The organism is Enterobacter sp. BIDMC 26 (assembly GCF_000534435.1).
In the GTDB taxonomy this organism is placed as follows: Bacteria; Pseudomonadota; Gammaproteobacteria; order Enterobacterales; family Enterobacteriaceae; genus Enterobacter; species Enterobacter ludwigii.
Window position 1 is genome coordinate 1,075,118 of sequence record NZ_KI973182.1, and the last position, 18,404, is coordinate 1,093,521.

At 58.3% G+C, this 18,404-nt stretch carries 19 protein-coding genes; 7 read left to right on the forward strand and 12 right to left on the reverse strand.

The window, feature by feature from the left end; all coding sequences use genetic code 11:
* Positions 1-12 precede the first annotated feature (12 nt).
* From btuC to selO, 6 genes are all read left to right on the forward strand, one after another.
* Complete coding sequence (gene btuC, locus L462_RS18170) at positions 13-993, forward strand: vitamin B12 ABC transporter permease BtuC (protein WP_032679674.1); 981 nt, start codon at positions 13-15, stop codon at positions 991-993.
* A 33-nt stretch (positions 994-1,026) separates the two neighbouring features.
* On the forward strand, positions 1,027-1,578 hold the full coding sequence (locus L462_RS18165; RefSeq protein ID WP_014169696.1) for a glutathione peroxidase: 552 nt from the start codon (positions 1,027-1,029) through the stop codon (positions 1,576-1,578).
* A complete protein-coding gene (gene btuD / locus L462_RS18160; RefSeq protein ID WP_032677976.1) occupies positions 1,578-2,333 on the forward strand; it encodes a vitamin B12 ABC transporter ATP-binding protein BtuD in 756 nt (251 codons plus the stop codon). Before L462_RS18165 ends, btuD begins: the two co-directional genes overlap by 1 nt.
* Positions 2,334-2,407: 74 nt before the next feature.
* The gene (locus tag L462_RS18155) at positions 2,408-2,872 is read left to right on the forward strand and encodes an NlpC/P60 family protein (protein ID WP_020884403.1); all 465 of its coding nucleotides are present in this window, start codon (positions 2,408-2,410) and stop codon (positions 2,870-2,872) included.
* Between the two features lie 294 nt (positions 2,873-3,166).
* Positions 3,167-3,877 carry an EAL domain-containing protein gene (locus L462_RS18150; protein WP_020884402.1) on the forward strand — a complete coding sequence of 237 codons (711 nt, stop codon included), beginning with the start codon at positions 3,167-3,169 and terminating at the stop codon, positions 3,875-3,877.
* Between the two features lie 64 nt (positions 3,878-3,941).
* The gene (gene selO / locus L462_RS18145; RefSeq protein ID WP_032677977.1) at positions 3,942-5,384 is read left to right on the forward strand and encodes a protein adenylyltransferase SelO; all 1,443 of its coding nucleotides are present in this window, start codon (positions 3,942-3,944) and stop codon (positions 5,382-5,384) included.
* 59 nt (positions 5,385-5,443) lie between these two features.
* Here the strand turns inward: selO and L462_RS18140 are convergent, their stop codons facing one another.
* Genes L462_RS18140 through L462_RS18120 form a run of 5 tightly spaced genes read right to left on the reverse strand, consistent with a single transcriptional unit; the run spans position 5,444 to position 10,230 of the window.
* The gene (locus tag L462_RS18140) at positions 5,444-6,214 is read right to left on the reverse strand and encodes a 3-hydroxybutyrate dehydrogenase (protein WP_032677978.1); all 771 of its coding nucleotides are present in this window, start codon (positions 6,212-6,214) and stop codon (positions 5,444-5,446) included.
* A gap of 10 nt (positions 6,215-6,224) precedes the next feature.
* The gene (locus L462_RS18135) at positions 6,225-7,619 is read right to left on the reverse strand and encodes a GntP family permease (protein ID WP_196480799.1); all 1,395 of its coding nucleotides are present in this window, start codon (positions 7,617-7,619) and stop codon (positions 6,225-6,227) included.
* A 53-nt stretch (positions 7,620-7,672) separates the two neighbouring features.
* The gene (locus L462_RS18130) at positions 7,673-8,854 is read right to left on the reverse strand and encodes an acetyl-CoA C-acetyltransferase (RefSeq protein WP_032677980.1); all 1,182 of its coding nucleotides are present in this window, start codon (positions 8,852-8,854) and stop codon (positions 7,673-7,675) included.
* 9 nt (positions 8,855-8,863) lie between these two features.
* Complete coding sequence (locus tag L462_RS18125) at positions 8,864-9,520, reverse strand: CoA transferase subunit B (RefSeq protein WP_014169704.1); 657 nt, start codon at positions 9,518-9,520, stop codon at positions 8,864-8,866.
* 2 nt (positions 9,521-9,522) lie between these two features.
* Entirely contained in the window at positions 9,523-10,230 is a 708-nt protein-coding gene (locus tag L462_RS18120) for a CoA transferase subunit A (RefSeq protein ID WP_032677981.1), read from the reverse strand.
* A gap of 140 nt (positions 10,231-10,370) precedes the next feature.
* Between L462_RS18120 and L462_RS18115 the strand changes: the two genes are divergently transcribed.
* Positions 10,371-11,294: a LysR family transcriptional regulator gene (locus L462_RS18115; RefSeq protein ID WP_020884395.1), complete on the forward strand. Its 924-nt coding sequence runs from the start codon at positions 10,371-10,373 to the stop codon at positions 11,292-11,294.
* Here the strand turns inward: L462_RS18115 and L462_RS18110 are convergent.
* The 7 genes from L462_RS18110 to aroH all read right to left on the reverse strand — a co-directional run bounded on the left by L462_RS18110 (position 11,261) and on the right by aroH (position 18,382).
* A complete protein-coding gene (locus L462_RS18110; RefSeq protein WP_032677982.1) occupies positions 11,261-12,040 on the reverse strand; it encodes a heme ABC transporter ATP-binding protein in 780 nt (259 codons plus the stop codon). The genes L462_RS18115 and L462_RS18110 overlap by 34 nt on opposite strands.
* Positions 12,033-13,025, reverse strand: a complete 993-nt coding sequence (locus L462_RS18105; RefSeq protein WP_032677983.1) for a FecCD family ABC transporter permease — start codon at positions 13,023-13,025, stop codon at positions 12,033-12,035. The genes L462_RS18110 and L462_RS18105 overlap by 8 nt, the downstream gene beginning before the upstream one ends.
* The gene (locus tag L462_RS18100) at positions 13,025-13,846 is read right to left on the reverse strand and encodes a heme/hemin ABC transporter substrate-binding protein (RefSeq protein ID WP_032677984.1); all 822 of its coding nucleotides are present in this window, start codon (positions 13,844-13,846) and stop codon (positions 13,025-13,027) included. Before L462_RS18100 ends, L462_RS18105 begins: the two co-directional genes overlap by 1 nt.
* Positions 13,843-14,871 (reverse strand): hemin-degrading factor, encoded by a 1,029-nt coding sequence (locus L462_RS18095; RefSeq protein WP_032677985.1) that lies wholly within the window; start codon positions 14,869-14,871, stop codon positions 13,843-13,845. The genes L462_RS18100 and L462_RS18095 overlap by 4 nt, the downstream gene beginning before the upstream one ends.
* 47 nt (positions 14,872-14,918) lie before the next feature.
* A complete protein-coding gene (locus tag L462_RS18090) occupies positions 14,919-16,904 on the reverse strand; it encodes a TonB-dependent hemoglobin/transferrin/lactoferrin family receptor (protein ID WP_032677987.1) in 1,986 nt (661 codons plus the stop codon).
* A gap of 76 nt (positions 16,905-16,980) precedes the next feature.
* Complete coding sequence (gene hemP, locus L462_RS18085) at positions 16,981-17,169, reverse strand: hemin uptake protein HemP (protein ID WP_032677988.1); 189 nt, start codon at positions 17,167-17,169, stop codon at positions 16,981-16,983.
* 166 nt (positions 17,170-17,335) lie between these two features.
* On the reverse strand, positions 17,336-18,382 hold the full coding sequence (gene aroH / locus L462_RS18080) for a 3-deoxy-7-phosphoheptulonate synthase AroH (RefSeq protein ID WP_025204385.1): 1,047 nt from the start codon (positions 18,380-18,382) through the stop codon (positions 17,336-17,338).
* Positions 18,383-18,404: the final 22 nt, after the last annotated feature.

Here is an 18,404-nt window from a genome sequence, read left to right on the forward strand (position 1 = left end):
AAAACCATGTCCATGTTTGATTATGCCCATCGCCAGCACCGTTTAGATCAACGACACCTGCTTTTGCTCGTGCTGCTGCTCATTGTTACCGCAGGCGTTAGCCTGTGCGCCGGGGAACAGTGGATAGGGCCTGAACACTGGTTTGAGCCTGAGGGGCAGCTTTTCGTCTGGCAAATCCGTCTGCCGCGCACGCTGGCGGTGATCCTGGTGGGCGCCGCGCTGGCACTGTGCGGCACCATTATGCAGGCATTATTTGATAACCCGCTGGCGGAGCCCGGGCTGCTCGGCGTGTCGAATGGCGCGGGCGTAGGGCTGGTGGCGGCGGTGATGTTGGGCGGGGGGGAACTCTCCTCATGGGGAATCAGCCTCAGCGCCATTATCGGCGCGTTGCTGATAACGGTAATCCTTTTGCGCTTTGCCAGACGGCACTTATCAACCAGTCGGCTGCTGCTTGCCGGGGTGGCTCTGGGGATCATCTGTAGCGCGCTGATGACCTGGGCGGTGTATTTCTCCACGTCCTTTGACTTGCGTCAGTTGATGTACTGGATGATGGGCGGCTTCGGGGGCGTAGACTGGCGCCAGGGCTGGCTGATGGCACTGCTGATACCGGTCTTGCTATGGGCAGGCCTGCAGGCACAGCCACTGAATATTCTCGCGCTGGGGGAAACCTCGGCCCGCCAGCTTGGCATGCCGATAGGCTTCTGGCGCAACGTGCTGGTCATTGCCATTGGCTGGCTGGTTGGGGTGAGCGTGGCACTGGCCGGGGCGATTGGCTTTATTGGGCTGGTTATCCCGCACATGCTGCGTCTGTGCGGTATCACCGACCATCGAACCTTACTGCCGGCCTCGGCGGTTGCCGGGGCGGTAACGCTGCTGGTGGCGGATATCATCGCCCGGCTCGCCCTGACAGCCGCTGAGCTGCCAATAGGCGTGGTGACCGCCACGCTGGGCGCGCCGGTATTTATCTGGCTACTATTAAAATCCGGACGTTAAATCACTACCCGTAAGATAACCAGAGGGAATGCTATGCAGTCTGATATTTTGAATACCGAAGTGACCACCATTGAGGGTGAGAAAACCACGCTGGAAAGCTATAAAGGCAACGTGCTGCTCATCGTGAATGTGGCCTCCAAATGTGGCCTGACGCCGCAGTACGAACAGCTGGAAAACATTCAAAAAGCCTGGGAGAAAGACGGTTTCACCGTGCTGGGCTTCCCGTGCAACCAGTTCCTGGGCCAGGAGCCGGGCAGCGAAGACGAAATCAAAACGTTTTGCAGCACCACCTACGGTGTGACGTTCCCGATGTTCAGCAAAATCGACGTTAACGGTGAACATCGCCATCCCCTGTATGCGAAGCTGGTGGCGGCCGCGCCGACCGCCGTTGCGCCGGAAGGCAGCGGTTTTTATGAGCGCATGGCCAGTAAAGGACGCGCGCCGCTCTATCCGGACGATATCCTGTGGAATTTTGAAAAATTCCTTATTGGTCGTGACGGACAGGTGGTGCAGCGTTTTTCACCGGACATGACGCCTGAAGATCCGATTGTGATGGAGTCTATCAAGCTGGCGCTGGCGAAATAATGACGTTGCTGATGCAGCTCACGGACGTCGCCGATACGGGGCGTCTCGAGCCGATAACCGGTGCCATCAATGCAGGCGAAATCCTGCATCTTGTCGGGCCGAACGGCGCAGGAAAAAGCACCTTACTGGCGCGCATGGCAGGGCTGACTGCCGGCGCGGGGGAGATAACCCTGCTGGAGCATAACCTTGCTGACTGGTCGCCAGTCTCGCTGGCGCACAGGCGCAGCTATCTGGTGCAGCAGCAGGTCCCGCCCTTTGCGATGCCCGTCTGGCACTACCTGATGCTGCATCTGCACGATAAACAGCATACGTCGCTGCTCACTGAGGTGGCGGCGGGATTAGGGCTAGAAGATAAACTGTCCCGGCATGCCAGCCAGCTTTCCGGGGGCGAGTGGCAGCGCGTGCGTCTCGCGGCCGTCATTTTGCAGATTCACCCGGCCGGCAATCCGCATGGCAGACTGCTGCTTCTGGATGAACCGATGAGCGGTCTGGATGTGGCACAGCAGGCCGCGCTGGACACCCTGTTAAGCTCCCTGAGCAGAAAAGGGATCGGCGTGGTCATGAGCAGTCATGACCTGAACCATACGCTGCGTCACGCCCACCGGGTGTGGCTGTTGGCGCGAGGAAAGATGATTGCCAGCGGCACGCGCGATGCGGTATTGACGCCGCCAAATCTTGCCCGCGCGTACAATATGTCTTTCCGCAGGCTGGATATAGAAGGGCATAAGATGCTGATTTCTACCGTGCAGGCGTAACCGTTTCTTGCCTGTTAACGCCGTTGCACGCTAAATTACGAAAAGAACAAAAAAAGCAGAGGATTCGTCTGAAAATGCGATTCTGGTTTCTCCTGATGGCCGCGTTATTTCTTGCGGGATGCAGTAGCCATCGTGCGCCGCCGCCTAACCCGCGGCTTTCAGATTCTATTACCGTCATTGCCAGCCTTAACGATCAGCTGAGCAACTGGCGCGGCACGCCCTATCGTTATGGCGGCATGAGCCGTGGGGGCGTGGATTGTTCTGGCTTTGTTCTGATGACGTTTCGCGATAAGTTTGATTTACAGCTTCCGCGCGAAACGCGCAAACAGGCGGAAATTGGCACGGAAATCGATAAAGATGATTTGCTGCCCGGCGACCTGGTTTTTTTCAAAACCGGCTCGGGTGACAGTGGGCTTCACGTCGGTATTTATGATACCGATAATCAGTTTATTCACGCCTCGACCAGCCGTGGGGTGATGCGCTCGTCGCTCGATAATGTTTACTGGCGTAAAAACTTCTGGCAGGCACGACGTATTTAGTCTGTCAAAGAGCAGTCTCTTATGATGGCATGATAACTAATAAATCATGCCATTTTTTCTCAAATAAGAGTTTTAAAGTTAAATTTACGAAAAATGACTTATCTCCTCAGGTGTCTGTTTTATCTAAAACTGGCTATTACTGAGCAACCAGGATAAGATTATTTTAGATTCAGGGATAAATCTGAAAAATAATACGGAACTAATGAAATTAATCTTATTAAAATCAAGACAGTGGAATTGTGTCGGCAATTGCTCCAGGATGTCCTCTCTCATCTTTAATGCGGGGCGAGTGCAATGATTATTACGCTAGATAATGCTTACCAGTCTGAACTGATGCTTCTGCCTGCCCGAAATAGCGCCGGCGAGCTTAAAGGTTTAGAGGTTCTGGTTAACTTTACTGGCGTCGGTACCCACGTTCGGATCCCCACCGAACTCGTTATCCCGCGGCTTTCTGCTGAAGAAGAGTTAGCGTTGTTTAACGAGAAACTGCAATTGCTTGATACCTGTAAACTGTTTTTTATTCAGCATCAGTTAATTGCATGGATCAATATTACACCTGTAATTGTTGAATTTTTATTAAGTAATGGGAACGCTGTTTCAATACTTGAGCGTTATCCGTTTCTTGAGTTTACTGTTAATGAGAATTATCCAGGTTTAAATAACGGGAAGGACGATCTGCAACTGGCGAGAATGGCAATCCATTTTCCGCTGGTGCTGGCAAACTTTGGCGCAGGCGCAGCGTCGTTGAAAGCCGTTTATGATGGATTGTTTAAACGGGTCATTCTCGACAAGGGATTTATCCAGCAGCGTGCTTCTGAACTCTCTTTTGAGCCTTTTATGCGCGCAATCCTTTGGCAAATAACGCCTCACTGTCAGTCCGTGCTCGTCGGCGGCATTGATGACCACGGTTTATTGCAGCGCGTCTTGTCCTTTAACTTTGGCGCAATGCAGGGGGCGCTCTGGCCAGCCGTCTCTGCAGAGCACGTCACCACGCTCGTTCAGTGATAACCCTCTCTTTCGCCCGTGTTTAAGTCCGGGTAAACCCTCTACACTAAAAGCAGGAGGACCTATGACCCTGTCTTTTACTGCTCACTGGCATGACGAGTTGCCGGGTTTTTATACCGCACTCAAACCCACACCGTTACAAAATTCCCGTCTTATCTGGCATAATGATCGGCTGGCAGATGAGCTGGCTGTTCCACCTGAGATGTTTCAGCCCTCCGACGGCGCTGGCGTCTGGGGAGGCGAAACGCTGCTTGCCGGTATGCAGCCTCTGGCTCAGGTCTATAGCGGACATCAGTTTGGCGTCTGGGCAGGACAACTGGGCGATGGCCGGGGGATTCTGCTGGGCGAACAACGGCTGCCCAACGGGGAGACGGTGGACTGGCACCTGAAGGGGGCCGGCCTGACCCCTTACTCTCGAATGGGCGACGGGCGCGCGGTATTGCGTTCGACTATTCGCGAATGTCTGGCATCAGAAGCGATGCATGCGCTGGGGATCCCCACCACCCGCGCACTGTCGATTGTAACCAGTGACACCCCGGTGGCGCGTGAAACGATGGAAAAAGGGGCGATGCTTATGCGCGTTGCGCAAAGCCATCTGCGTTTTGGCCACTTTGAACACTTTTATTATCGTCGTGAGCCGGAAAAAGTCCGCCAGCTTGCGGATTATGCCATTCGTCATCACTGGTCTCATTTCCAGGACGAGGCCGATAAATACACTCTCTGGTTCCGCGATGTGGTAGCCCGTACCGCAACCATGATTGCCCGCTGGCAGACGGTCGGGTTTGCCCATGGGGTGATGAACACGGACAACATGTCGCTTCTCGGGTTGACCTTTGATTACGGTCCGTTTGGCTTCCTTGATGACTATCAGCCGGGGTACATCTGCAACCATTCTGACTATCAGGGACGTTACAGTTTCGACAATCAGCCGGCTGTTGGCCTGTGGAACCTGCAGCGCCTTGCGCAAACTCTGTCGCCGTTTATCGACGTTGATGCCCTGAATGATGCGCTCGACAGCTACCAGGACATTTTACTGCGCGAATACGGCGCGTTGATGCGCAACAAACTGGGGCTGGTGACGCAGGAGAGGGGCGATAACGACATCCTGAACGCTCTGTTTGCCCTCATGGAACGTGAAGGCAGCGATTACACCCGCACCTTCCGGATGCTGAGCCAGACTGAGCAACACAGTAGTGCCTCACCGCTGCGCGACGAGTTCATTGACAGGCAGGGCTTTGACGACTGGTTTGCGCTTTACCGTGCGCGATTGCAGCAAGAGCAGGTCGACGACGCAACCCGGCAGGCGCAAATGAACGCGGCGAACCCGGCGATGGTGTTGCGCAACTGGCTGGCGCAGCGGGCCATTGAACAGGCAGAACAGGGTGAGTATGACGAATTACATCGCCTGCATGTGGCTCTGCGTACGCCGTTTGCTGACCGTGATGACGACTATGTCAGCCGTCCGCCGGACTGGGGAAAACGCCTGGAAGTGAGCTGTTCGAGCTAGCCCGGGCGGACAAAACCTGACACCTTGCGGTGCCAGGTTTTTTTATGCCGATACCGCGGTCACTGTGCGACCCATCCGCCATCCATATTCCAGGCGGCGCCGCGGACCTGTACGGCGCTGTCACTGCACAAAAACAACGCCAGCTCGCCTAGCTGTTCCGGCGTAACAAACTCACCGGCGGGCTGTTTCTCTGCCAGCAGTTGCTCACGAGCGACATCCGGTGCGACGCCATCGGCAATACGTCTGTCGATTTGCTGCTGCACCAGCGGGGTCAGCACCCAGCCCGGGCAGATGGCATTGGCGGTAATACCGGAGCGGGCGGTCTCCAGCGCCAGGGATTTGGTAAAGCCCACCACGCCATGCTTGGCGGCAACATAGGCGGATTTCTCTTTCGACGCGACCAACCCATGCACGGAGGCGATATTAATGATGCGCCCCCAGTTTTTCGCCTGCATCGCAGGCAGCGCCAGCCGGCTGGTGTGAAAGACGGAAGAGAGGTTGATGGCGATAATGTCGTTCCATTTCTCCACCGGGAACGCATCAACAGGTGCGACGTGCTGTATACCGGCGTTGTTGATCAGAATATCGACTCCGCCATACCGGGTTTCGGCGTAGTGCATCATGGCTTCAATCTGCTGGACGTCACGCAGGTCCGCATCGTGATAGCCCGGCGTTTTACCCCGTTTCGCGATTTCGTCTCTTGCCGATTCACTGTCGCCGAAACCGTTAAGAATCAACTGCGCGCCGGCCTTCGCCAGCACGCCAGCGATCCCAAGTCCAATACCGCTGGTCGAGCCGGTCACCAGTGCAGTTTTACCGTTCAGATTCATTTTATTCTCCTTACACAATGCCGGTGAGATAGAACACGGCAATGACAAAAAGCACCGCCAGACTTTTGATGAGGGTGATAGCGAAAATGCCGCCATACGCCTGACGATGGCTCAGACCCGTAATGGCAAGCAACGTAATCACGGCCCCGTTATGGGGAAGCGTATCCATGCCGCCGCTGGCCATCGAGGCCACGCGGTGGAGAACCTCCAGAGGGATATTGGCTGCGTGGGCGGCCGCGACAAACGTATCGGCCATGGCCGCAAGGGCGATGCTCATCCCGCCCGACGCCGAACCGGTGATCCCGGCAAGCACGGTCACGCTGATGGCTTCGTTGAGCAACGGGTTCGGGATAGCGGCGAGCGCTTTGGATAAGACCAGAAAACCGGGCAGTGCAGCGATCACCGCCCCGAAACCATATTCAGACGCGGTATTCATTGCCGCCAGAATGGCGCCGCTGACCGCCGTCCGGCTGCCTTCTGCCAGCCGTCCCCGGATATTGCGAAATCCAAAAAGCAGTACCATGACAATACCCGCGATCAGCGCCGCTTCCACGGCCCAGATGGCGGTGATTTTGCTGACCTCGGTGACAATCGGCTTCGCCAGTCCGGGCAGGATAAGCTCATGTTGCGTCCCGTACCAGCCGGGGATCCAGCGGGTAAACAGCAGGTTGAGGATCCCCACCAGCAGCAGAGGGGAAATGGCGATCAGCGGATGGGGCAGATTAATGTTGTCCGGCGTTTCAGGTTCATTTTTCAGATCGGAACCGTAACCTTCATTGTTGTTGAGCGCCTTTCGCCGCTGACGCTCCAGCCAGAGCAGGCCAAAACAGAGGATAAACAGCGAGCCAATCAGCCCAAGCCACGGGGCGGCCCAGGCGTTAGTGCCAAAGAAGCTGGTGGGGATAATGTTCTGGATCTGCGGCGTACCGGGCAGGGCGTCCATGGTAAACGAGAACGCACCCAGAGCCACGGTCGCCGGGATAAGACGTTTGGGGATGCCGCTCTGGCGGAACAGTTCGGCCGCAAAAGGATAGACGGCAAAGGCCACCACGAAGAGCGAAACGCCGCCGTACGTTAACAATGCACACACCAGCACAATGACCGGAATCGCATGGCGGCGCCCGAGGATCTGGATCGCTGCAGCGACGATCGCGCGTGAGAAACCGGAAAGCTCAATCAGCTTGCCAAACACGGCACCCAGCAGGAACACCGGGAAGTAGAGCTTGACGAAGCCGACCATCTTTTCCATAAACAGACCGGTAAACGTCGGGCCGACGGCCCCCGGGTCGGTCAGCAGCACGGCACCCAGCGCCGCGATGGGGGCAAACAGAATAACGCTGTATCCGCGATAGGCCGCGAGCATCAGCAATGCCAGCGCCGCCAGGGCAATCAACACACTCATTATGACTCCTCACTATCATTGTTATATTCGGGTACCAACGAGATGTCCGGGCGCGGTTAGCGCGCAAGGGTTAATGCAATGCCTTGCCCCCCTCCCACACACAGGGTGACGAGCCCTTTTTTCGCGTCGCGGCGTTGCATCTCATGCAGCAGCGTGACGAGGATCCGACAGCCAGAGGCGCCGATGGGGTGGCCAAGCGCAATCGCACCACCGTTAACGTTCACCTTACGTTCATCCCAGCCGAGCAGTTTGCCAACGGCCAGCGCCTGTGCGGCAAAGGCTTCATTCGCTTCAATGACGTCCACCTCATCCAGCGCCCAGCCTGCCCGGGCCAGAGCCGTCTGGCAGGCGCTGACCGGCCCGATGCCCATCACCGATGGATCAACGCCGGTCACGGCATAACTCACGACCCGTCCCAGGATCGGTAATCCGCTTTCCCGCGCTTTTTCACCGCTCATCAACAGTACCGCAGCGGCACCATCGTTCAGGGTTGAGGCATTACCCGCCGTGACCGTTCCATCTTCACGACGAAAGGCAGGGCGCAACTGAGCGAGTTGCTCAGCGGTGGTTCCCGGCCGGGGTTGTTCATCACTGTTGACCAGGCGCGGCGGCTTTTTACCCTCGCTCACCGTGACCGGAGCTATCTCCGCGTCAAACAGACCGTGCTCAATGGCCGACGCCGCTTTTTGCTGCGACCGGGCGGCAAAAGCGTCCTGCTGCTCGCGGGAGATGCCATACTGGCGGGCAACATTTTCCGCGGTGATGCCCATGTGATAATCGTTAAATGCGTCCCACAGGCCGTCCGTTATCATGCTGTCCTGCAATCCTGTATGACCAAAACGCAACCCTGACCGCGCACCGTCCAGCAGGTAAGGGGCATTGCTCATGCTCTCCTGGCCGCCAGCGATAACCACGTCGGCATCGCCGCAGCGGATAGCCTGCGCGGCGAGCTGCACCGCTTTTAAACCAGCACCGCACACCAGATTGACGGTTGTCGCGGGCGTACTGACGGGCAATCCGGCCGTGAGAGCGGTCTGACGGGCGGGGTTTTGTCCGCACCCTGCCGTCAGCACCTGACCGAAAATCAGTTCGTCTACCTGATCTGCGCACAGCTGGCTGTTCTCAAGCAGGCGACGAACCGCTACGGCACCCAGTTCAACCGCGGAAAGGGAGGAGAGCGATCCGCGAAAACTGCCTACAGGGGTTCGCGTGGCCCCGACAATCATGACCTCATTCATGTTCACTCCTCAGTTGAAGCGCATCTCGCGCACGTCGTCCGCCACGATGATTTTCCCGGCTGTTTTACTGACGATGTCGTCAATACTGACGCCGGGGGCGTATTCCCGCAGAATGAACGCGCCGTCTTCAATCTCCAGCAACGCAAGGTCGGTTAACACCCGACGGATACAGCCAGCGCCGGTCAACGGCAGCGTGCAGCGCGGCAGCAGTTTTGACTCGCCGTTTTTTGCGGCATGGGTCATCACCACAATGATGTTCTGCGCCCCGGCGACCAGATCCATCGCGCCTCCCATCCCTTTCACCATCTTGCCCGGGATCATCCACGAGGCGATGTTGCCTTCGACATCCACTTCGAACGCCCCGAGTACGGTCAGGTCAACATGACCGCCCCGGATCATGGCGAACGACTGGGCCGAGTCGAAAATGGCGGCACCGATCCTCGCGGTGACGGTCTGCTTACCGGCGTTGATCATGTCGGCGTCAAGGCTCTGCTCATCCGGAAAGGCTCCCATCCCCAGCAGGCCGTTTTCAGACTGGAGCATCACGTCCATTCCCGCCGGAATATAGTTCGCCACAAGGGTCGGGATCCCTATCCCCAGGTTGACGTAGTAACCGTCGCGCAGTTCTCGGGCGACGCGCATGGCCATCTGTTCACGGGTTAACATCTTCAGACTCCCTCTGCGCGCAGCGTGCGCTGTTCAATGCGTTTCTCGAACTGGCCGACAATCAGCCTGTCGACGTAGATCCCCGGGGTATGAATGGCCGACGGGGGCAGTTCGCCCGGGGCGACGATCTCTTCCACTTCCACTACCGTTATCCGGCCCGCGGTGGCCATCAGCGGGTTAAAGTTTTGCGCGGTATGGCGATAGATAACGTTGCCGTACCAGTCCGCTTTCCAGCCCTTGATCAGCGCAAAATCGCCGGTGATGGCCTCTTCGAGGACATAATGCTTGCCGGCAAACTGGCGAACTTCCTTGCCAGCAGCCACGGGGGTGCCATAGCCGGTGGCCGTGTAAAACGCCGGAATTCCCGCTCCGCCAGCGCGAACCTTTTCTGCCAGGGTTCCCTGTGGGGTGAGTTCCACTTCCAGCTCGCCGCTCAACACCTGTTGCTCAAACAGCGCGTTTTCGCCCACGTACGACGCCACCACTTTTCGTACCTGGCGCGTCTCAAGGAGTATCCCGAGACCAAAACCATCGACGCCGCAGTTGTTTGAAACCACCGTCAGCCCCTGCACCTGACGGCGTCTGACTTCGGCAATCAGGTTCTCAGGAATGCCGCACAGGCCGAAGCCGCCTGCCAGCAATGTCATTCCGTCCGTCAGCCCGTCCAGCGCCTGCGCATAGCTGCCGACGCGCTTATCCAGTCCCGCCATAATCATCCCTCCCGTTATCCGTGCCGGTATCATTAGGGGCGGCGACTCATTTGTTAATTTTGAATTTGTGACCCACTCATTTGGTTTTTTTATTAATTTCCTGTTAACTAAATTTTTTCAATTAGTTAACAAGGTGAAAAATGAGAATGAGTGTCAAACAGTTACGCGCGTTTTTAGCGGTAGCTCACACTCTGAATTTCGCGCATGCCAGTGAACGGCTGAATCTTTCCCAGCCGGCGCTTAGCCTGACGATTAAAGGCCTGGAGGAGGCGCTGGGGGGACCGCTGTTGCAGCGCAGCACCCGCAAGGTGGCGCTAACGCAGGAGGGGGAGACCTTTTTACCGATGGCGCGGCAGCTGCTGGCGGACTGGGATAACGCCGAAGAGGCCATGCATCAGTGCTTTACGCTGCAGCGCGGCAAAATCTCAGTCGCGGCGATGCCGTCATTTGCGGCGAATGTCCTGCCGGAGGTGCTCAAGGCATTTCGCGATCGCCACGCCGGGATCAACGTCACCGTGCACGATGTTATCAACGAGCAGGTAATTGAAATGGTGCGTGAAGGGCGGGTCGAGATGGGGATCGCGTTTGAACCGGCGCCGACTCATAACCTGCTTTTTACGCCGCTGGGTCTCGATCGATTTGTCGCCATTGTGCCGAAATCATCCGCTCTGGCAGCCAAAAAACGCCTGTCATGGGAGGCGCTACTGACGCTGGATTTCATTACCCTGCAGCGCCCTTCGGCCGTTCGTCTGATGATGGAAGAAGAGCTGGCCCGCAGCGGTCGTAAACTGGATGTGGCGCTGGAGAGCCATCAGCTGGTGACGGTGGGCAGAATGGTCGCCAGCGGCCTGGGCGGCAGTGCGGTCCCGGCACTGTGCGAGGCGCAGATGACCTCGTTAGGCGCGGTCTGTATTCCACTCGATAACCCGCCGATTGAAAAATGCATCGGCGTGATCCACCCCGGGCACACGCAGCTTTCAAAAGCGGCGCATGCCCTGCTTGAGACGCTGAAAGATTTTTATCAGCCCGGTCAGGGGGCGAGAAACACCTGCGGTGAGGCGTGAACCGGATGTGGGCCAACGTATACCTGTGCGCCATACCACCGGACCAGCGCGTCGGCCTGTAAAACCGTTTCCGGCGTGCCCTGAGAAACCAGCGTGCCGTTATGCAGCAGCAGGATCCGGTCCGCCCACAGCGCTGCCAGATTGAGGTCGTGCAGCACCACGCACACGTGAAAATCGCCCTGACGGGTCAGGGATTTCAACAGCCGCAGCAGATGCTGCTGGTGGTAAAGATCCAGCGCGGAAGTGGGTTCATCGAGAAACAGCCAGCCGCGCGGCCCGCCGTCATGCCAGAGCTGCGCCAGGGCGCGGGCGAGCTGGATCCGTTGTTGCTCGCCACCGGAGAGGGCCGAAAAGTGTCGGTCTGCGAGGGGCAGGCAGCCCGTTATCGCCATTACGGCTTCGACAACCGGGGCTTCCGGGTAGCGCGTCCAGGGCGCGCGGCCCATACCCACCACCGCGTCGACCGGCCAGTCGAAACCGAGCTGCGTATTCTGGCGCATCACTGCCCGGCGGCGTGAAAGCTTTTGCGGGTGCCACGCCTCAAGCGGCGTACCCGCCAGGCTGCATTGCCCGCCAGAAGGCGTGAGATAGCCCGTGAGCAGGCGCAGTAACGTCGATTTTCCGGCACCGTTAGGCCCAATCAACGCCACCATTTCCCCCGGAGATAACGCCAGCGACACGTCGTTGATAAGCGTCCGTTGCCCGACCTGATAAACAAGACGTTCCGCGCAGTAGCGTTCAGCCATGTGCGCCTCCACGACGAAAAATGAGCCACAGGAACCACGGCGCGCCGAAGAGACTGGTCAGTAAACCGACCGGCATTTCAGCCGGCGCGACCAGCGTGCGCGCCACCGTATCGGCAACCAGCAGCAGCGACGCCCCGGCCAGTACGGAGCCAGGGATCACGGCCCGGTGATCGGCGCCCAGCCACATCCGTATCAGGTGCGGCACCACCAGACCGACAAAACCAATCACCCCGCTGACGGCAACCGCGGCGGCAACCAGTAAGGCGCTGCACAGCAACAGGATCCGCTGTACCTTTGCTACCGCCACGCCAAGGTAGTGCGCTTCTTCTTCACCCAGCTGCAGTAAATTGAGCGTGCAGGCAAGACGCCAGATAATCAGAACGCCTGGCACCATCAGCGAGGTGACGGCCAGCAGCGTAGACCACTGCGCCTGACCCAGGCTGCCCATGCCCCAGAGGGAGAGCTGGCGAAGCTGGGCATCATTGCTGAGCCATGACAGTACGCCGACTGCCGCACCGCACAGGGCATTGAGGGCAATGCCTACCAGTAACAGCCGTGAAAGTGTGCTGTTACGCTGCTGGCTTAGGACAAAAATGACCAAAGTGGCCGCCAGCGCACCCCCAAATGCCGCGATCATGGGAGCGTAAAGCATCATCAGCGCGGGGAGCGAGAGGGGAATAACCACCCACAGAGCCACGGCCAGCGCCGCGCCGCTGCTGATCCCAAGCAGCCCCGGATCCGCCAGCGGATTACGAAAAAGCCCCTGCATTACGCAGCCTGCCAGCGCCAGCGAGCCGCCGGTGACCAGCGCCAGCAGGACCCGGGGGAGACGAATGGTCAGCCAGATCTGACGCAGGGTTTCATCACTGCCGCGCCACAGCAGACTGACCGGCAGATGCAGTGCGCCAGCCCCGGAGGCCGCCAGCGTCATGACCGTCAGGATGGCGGCCAGCATCCACAGCGACAGCGCGATCCGTCTGGACATCAGGGCAGTTGCTCCGCCCGGGTGCGCAATTGCTGTATGGCCTGCGGCGTGCGTACGCTAAAGCCCAGCAGCGCCATATCGTCGATGGTCAGCACCTGCCTGTTCCGTCCCGCCGGCGTTTGCGCCAGGCCGGGAAGTGTCCACACATTCGCTTCGCCGCCCAATGCCTTTACGCCATCCTGCGAAATCACCACAAGGTCAGGCTGGCTGGCAATCACGCCTTCCTGGGACAGCGGCTGATAACGGGTAAAGCCCTGCATCGCGTTTTGCAAACCCGCTGCGCGAATGGCTGCATCCGCGGCGGTCTGTTGTCCGGCAGCCATCGCGGTCATCCCGCCGTGGTTGAGGATAAACAGCACCCGTTTGTCGAGTGGCGAGGTGGGCAGGGCTGCCAGCGCCTGGCGCAGCCTGGCGCGCAATGCGTCCCCCTGTGCTTCGCGATGCGTCGCTTCGGCAATGACTCGCACCTTGTCGTCAATCACGCTCAGGTCATGACTGCCGGGAACGGTGACGACACTGACGTGACTTTCCTCGACCTGTTTTAACGCCAGAGAGGGCTGCGCCTGAGCACTGGCCAGCACCAGCGTCGGGCGCATGGATAAGATCCCCTCCGCGTTAAGCTGGCGCAAATAGCCGACGTCGGGCAGGGCGTTCGCGGCCTGCGGCCACTGGCTGGTGCTGTCGCGGGCAACCAGTGACGATCCCGCGCCAAGGGCATAAATAATCTCAGTCACGTCACCCCCCAGGGCGACAATTTTCTGCGGTGTGGCCGCGAACGTCACCAGCGGCAGGGCGCAGAGCAGGGCGAGCCATTTTTTCATGCGGCCAGCCCTTTTCGGGTCAGGGCGTCGACCTGGCTGCGCCACTGACGCTGCTCTGGTTCACCTTCGCTGCGTTGACCGTACAGCTGAGCGATTTGCGTCCCGTCGGCGGCGAAGAGCTCCAGGCTGGTGACGTGCCCGTCAGCGGTAGGTTTACGCGTCACCCATGTTTCGGCGATGAACGTATCTCGCAGATGCAGGGTAAAGGTTGGGTTGAAGATGTTGAGCCAGCCTTTCATCGGGACGACGTTTTCCACCACGCCGGTAAAGATCTGCACGCAGCCGCGGTTGCCGACGAAGATCATCATCTCATTCCCCTCCAGGCGGACCGTTTCCAGCAGCTGTGCCAGAGCAGTGTTTTCTATCCTGCAGGCCAGATCGTCACCCACCAGACGAAACGCCTGCTGGCGGCTCAGATTGTGGCGCTTCAGCAGGCCGAAGAACTGATGCACGTCGGTCATGGCGCGCCACTCCTGATCAACGAGGGCCGCATCAGCCTTTTCGTTGTGGGCAGGGACATCGGCATGCTTCAGCGCCAGTGGGGGATTATCGGCAAAGATAAAGCGCGTAAGCAGGTCGCCCCAGGCAGAAATATCGGTGTTATCGGTCGTGTAAACTTTCAGCAGGGCATCGCCCTGAAGGTCGAAGAACTGAATGCTCTGACGCTCACCGCGGGCGGTGGTTTCACTGATGTGGAACGCGCTCGCCCACTGGTTGAGAAACAGGCGCAGATCCAGCGCCCGCGGATTCAGTACCAGCCCGGCGTGGCCGCTAAGGTGTTGATGCGTAAACGCGCCCACCTGCTCGTGAACTGCATAGTCGTTACGACAGATGCATTTGGTCTCGCCCACGGCTTCCAGCGCGCCGATGATTTCGCGGATGTCGCCGTGCAGGCGCCAGGCGTCGTGGCCCACGCGGGCGAAGGTCAGCTCTGCTTCGCTGATGTTCATTAAGCCTGCGATGTCACGTGCGTATTGACCCGGGTTTTCTTCTTTCAGCGCAAGCCAGCGTGTGTAGTGATTCATTGTCTCTTCCTTTCGAATAAGGGCCCCGGCAGGCCGGGGCGTGGGGATTACCACTGGTAACTCACAAAAATCTTACCGTTGCGTCCGTCCTGAGGAATGCCCTGAGGAGACCAGTACGCCTTGTCGAACGCGTTACCCAGCACCAGCGTCGTGGTTACCCCTTTGAGCTGCTCCTGGCCTTTATAGCTTACGTAGAAATCGTTAACCGCATAGCCCGGCTGTTCGCTGTAGCTACTGCTGATATGGGTAGAGCGATCGACGAAGGTGCCGATCCAGCCCACGGAGAAACCGCTTTGCGCCACCGGGATATCCAGCTTGCTGGTGACGGTATCCGGGTTGATGCTGGAGATATACTCGCCCGTATCGGTATCTTTTCCCCGGGTGCGGTTGTAGGCGACGTCGAGGTTGAACAGGTCGGCCGTGTATTTCGCCATCACGTCCCAGCCCCAGATTTTGGCGTGGGGAACGTTCATGGACATGGTGGTCGCAGCCGCAAAATCGACGCTGGTGGAGATGTAGTCTTTGGCTTTGGTGTCGAAGTAGCTGGCCTTGAATTCCAGCGCATCGTTAGCAAGCATGACGTCGTCAAAGCGTAGCCCGAAGCCAAACTCCTGCGTTTCATTGGTTTCCGGACGCAGGTTCGGGTTCGGCACCCAGTAGTTAGTGTAAAAGCGGCCGATGGAGAAGTGTTTGGCGTCGTTATACATTTCACCCATGGTCGGCGCACGGAAGGCCTGTGCGTAAGAGCCGAACAGCATCAGCCAGTCGGTCGGGCTGATGGTCAGTCCGGCACGGGAGGACCATCTGTCCGCGTTCACATCGTCGTATCCTTCATTGCTCCCGCGGTAATTATCGTAACGGGTACCGCCGAGAAGCGTGACCGGCAGGTCGCGCAGGGTGATCTCGTCCTGCAGCCAGCCGGAGCTAAAATCGATTTTAGCCTCCGGGAAGCCGGTGGTGGTGCCCCCCGGATGTTGCTCCTGACGGTAGTATTCGCCGCCATAGGTCAGAAGATGTGAGGCAAACGTGTCGCTGAACAGACGGGTGCGGTTTTCCACTTTGCCACCTTTGGTGGTCTGCTTGCGAAACTCGCCGGTGCCGTCAATGTTCTGGGCGTTAATGCGCGCTTCAGACCAGTAGAGTTTCGCATCGGCATTCAGCCAGTCGTTGCCCTGGGGAGCCAGGTGATAGCCCAGCTGAGCGTCTCGCTGAATGGTGGAGCGATCGGTCATGGGATTGCTGCTGGCGTCCGCGGCGGGGGTTTGCGGGTTTTTTGGCTCCTGCGCCGCGTTATTGTAATAGCGCAGGGATCCGCTCAACGTCTGGGCCGGGTCGATGGCCCAGCGGCCTTTTGCCAGCATGTTGTTGATGGATTCGTCATTCGGTGCTGTTCCACCGTCGCTCTGGCGCAGATCGCCGCGATCGCGGCTCGACCAGGCAACCAGTCCGTCCAGGGTTTCGGTACGCCCGTAAGCGCTGGCCCCCATGCCCAGACTGTGATCGCCCGTCGCGCCCGTACCAAACACGCGGTAGCCGCTGTTTTTGCCCGGTTCCAGCAGGTCATTTGCATCGGCGGTGTCATACGCGATCACGCCCCCCAGCGCGCCGCTGCCGTACAGTAAGGCTGACGGGCCGCGAACCACTTCGATACGTTTAATCAGAGCCGGGTCGAGGAACGTGCTGTTCAGGTGGCCAGTGTCGGTCCCCTGGCGCACGCCATCCACCAGCACCAGCACGCCGCGGCGGTCGTAACCGCGCAGGTTGACGTCCTGACCGTTGGTGCGCCCGGTGCCGTCAAGCATCAGGCCTGGGACGTAGCGCAGCAGGTCGGCGGCGGAGCTGGCGGTCTGATTTTCCGGGGCCGCGGTGTCAATCACGCTGACCATCATCGGGGCTTCGAAGGCGCTGCGTGCGTTGCCGGTGGCGATAACGGTCATGTCATCTGTGGCCGCAAACGCGACGCCCGGCAGGGCGCTGACAATGGATAGCGCAAGACAGGACGGGCGCAAAAATGCGGAATGCAGGTGTGGCATAGCAACTCTCCATAAAGAATCGAAAGCGCTGGCTGCCTGGGGATCACCTGGGTGGCTGGCGAAGGTATTGTGGTATTTATTTGGTGAGGATCAGCTTCCCGGCATGGGTCTGGCGCAACAGATAAAGCTGGCCGTCATGCTCGATGATCACGCGTCCCTCGTCCCCCAGCAGGCTTTTACTGTCGATCCGACGATCGGGGCGCGCTGGGGCAGGTGCTGTGTGTGTGTTTTCGGGCGTTGCCGCGTTGTTATCCGTACGTGACATAATGTTTATAAATAACAATCAATGTAACAATGATAATCATTATCAACAAAGTGAAAATTCACGGCAAGCGTTTTTGTGAAAAAACTGTGATGGGATCAAAACAGAAGCGGATGTGGCCGTGCGCATACGTAGACCCTCTCCCGCAGGAGAGGGTAAAAGGCAAGGACTAAAAACGTGAATCGACCGCTGCCGCCAGTTTCTCCAGCAGCAGTTCGCTGTCTTCCCAGCTCAGGCACGGGTCGGTGATCGACTGGCCGTAAACCATTGGCTGTCCGGCTACGATTTTTTGCGTGCCTTCCCGGATAAAACTTTCGGCCATAATGCCCGCGATGGCGGTTGAACCGCTGACGATCTGCTGGCAGATCTCATCACACACATCCAACTGGCGGCGATGCTGTTTCTGGCAATTGCCGTGGCTGAAATCCACCACCAGGTGTTCCGGCAGGTCGAACTCGGCCAGCGTTTCACACGCCGCAGCAATATCTTGCGCGTGGTAATTAGGCTTTTTCCCGCCACGCATGATGATATGCCCGTATGGGTTGCCGCTGGTCTGATAAATGGTCATCTGACCGCGCTTATCCGGCGACAGGAACATATGGCTGGCACGCGATGCACGGATCGCGTCAACGGCAATTCGCGTGTTGCCATCGGTACCGTTTTTAAAACCAACCGGGCAGGAGAGGGCAGAGGCCATCTCACGGTGGATCTGGCTTTCCGTGGTGCGCGCGCCGATAGCGCCCCAGCTGATGAGATCGGCGATAAACTGTCCGGTCACCATATCGAGAAACTCGGTGGCCGTCGGTACGCCCAGCTCATTGACCTGCAAAAGCAGTTTACGCGCCAGCTCAATGCCATAATTAACACGGTAGCTGCCGTTCAGGTCCGGGTCGGAAATCAGCCCTTTCCAGCCCACGACGGTGCGCGGTTTTTCAAAGTAGGTGCGCATGACAATTTCAAGGCGATGCTGGTACTTGTCCCGCAGTCCCTGAAGCCGTTTTGCGTAATCCATTGCGGCATCCAGATCGTGGATGGAGCAAGGGCCAATCACCACCAGAAGACGTTTGTCTTCGCCATTAAGGATTTTTTCAATGCGACGGCGGGATGCCGTGACATGTTCCGCTACACCCGCGGAAACAGGATGCCGCTGTGCCAGTTCAGCCGGTGTGACCAGGCTGTCAATGCGCGCAGTGCGGAGTTCATCGGTTTTATTCATGAAATGTCTCAGAAAAATTTTT

What these genes read in the sequence shown, in the direction of transcription:
- btuC (WP_032679674.1), top strand. Translation starts at nt 13, where the DNA reads ATGTTTGATTATGCCCATCGCCAGCACCGTTTAGATCAACGACACCTG.
- L462_RS18165 (WP_014169696.1), top strand. Translation starts at nt 1,027, where the DNA reads ATGCAGTCTGATATTTTGAATACCGAAGTGACCACCATTGAGGGTGAG.
- btuD (WP_032677976.1), top strand. Translation starts at nt 1,578, where the DNA reads ATGACGTTGCTGATGCAGCTCACGGACGTCGCCGATACGGGGCGTCTC.
- L462_RS18155 (WP_020884403.1), top strand. Translation starts at nt 2,408, where the DNA reads ATGCGATTCTGGTTTCTCCTGATGGCCGCGTTATTTCTTGCGGGATGC.
- L462_RS18150 (WP_020884402.1), top strand. Translation starts at nt 3,167, where the DNA reads ATGATTATTACGCTAGATAATGCTTACCAGTCTGAACTGATGCTTCTG.
- selO (WP_032677977.1), top strand. Translation starts at nt 3,942, where the DNA reads ATGACCCTGTCTTTTACTGCTCACTGGCATGACGAGTTGCCGGGTTTT.
- L462_RS18140 (WP_032677978.1), bottom strand. Translation starts at nt 6,214, where the DNA reads ATGAATCTGAACGGTAAAACTGCACTGGTGACCGGCTCGACCAGCGGT.
- L462_RS18130 (WP_032677980.1), bottom strand. Translation starts at nt 8,854, where the DNA reads ATGAATGAGGTCATGATTGTCGGGGCCACGCGAACCCCTGTAGGCAGT.
- L462_RS18125 (WP_014169704.1), bottom strand. Translation starts at nt 9,520, where the DNA reads ATGTTAACCCGTGAACAGATGGCCATGCGCGTCGCCCGAGAACTGCGC.
- L462_RS18120 (WP_032677981.1), bottom strand. Translation starts at nt 10,230, where the DNA reads ATGGCGGGACTGGATAAGCGCGTCGGCAGCTATGCGCAGGCGCTGGAC.
- L462_RS18115 (WP_020884395.1), top strand. Translation starts at nt 10,371, where the DNA reads ATGAGAATGAGTGTCAAACAGTTACGCGCGTTTTTAGCGGTAGCTCAC.
- L462_RS18110 (WP_032677982.1), bottom strand. Translation starts at nt 12,040, where the DNA reads ATGGCTGAACGCTACTGCGCGGAACGTCTTGTTTATCAGGTCGGGCAA.
- L462_RS18105 (WP_032677983.1), bottom strand. Translation starts at nt 13,025, where the DNA reads ATGTCCAGACGGATCGCGCTGTCGCTGTGGATGCTGGCCGCCATCCTG.
- L462_RS18100 (WP_032677984.1), bottom strand. Translation starts at nt 13,846, where the DNA reads ATGAAAAAATGGCTCGCCCTGCTCTGCGCCCTGCCGCTGGTGACGTTC.
- L462_RS18095 (WP_032677985.1), bottom strand. Translation starts at nt 14,871, where the DNA reads ATGAATCACTACACACGCTGGCTTGCGCTGAAAGAAGAAAACCCGGGT.
- L462_RS18090 (WP_032677987.1), bottom strand. Translation starts at nt 16,904, where the DNA reads ATGCCACACCTGCATTCCGCATTTTTGCGCCCGTCCTGTCTTGCGCTA.
- hemP (WP_032677988.1), bottom strand. Translation starts at nt 17,169, where the DNA reads ATGTCACGTACGGATAACAACGCGGCAACGCCCGAAAACACACACACA.
- aroH (WP_025204385.1), bottom strand. Translation starts at nt 18,382, where the DNA reads ATGAATAAAACCGATGAACTCCGCACTGCGCGCATTGACAGCCTGGTC.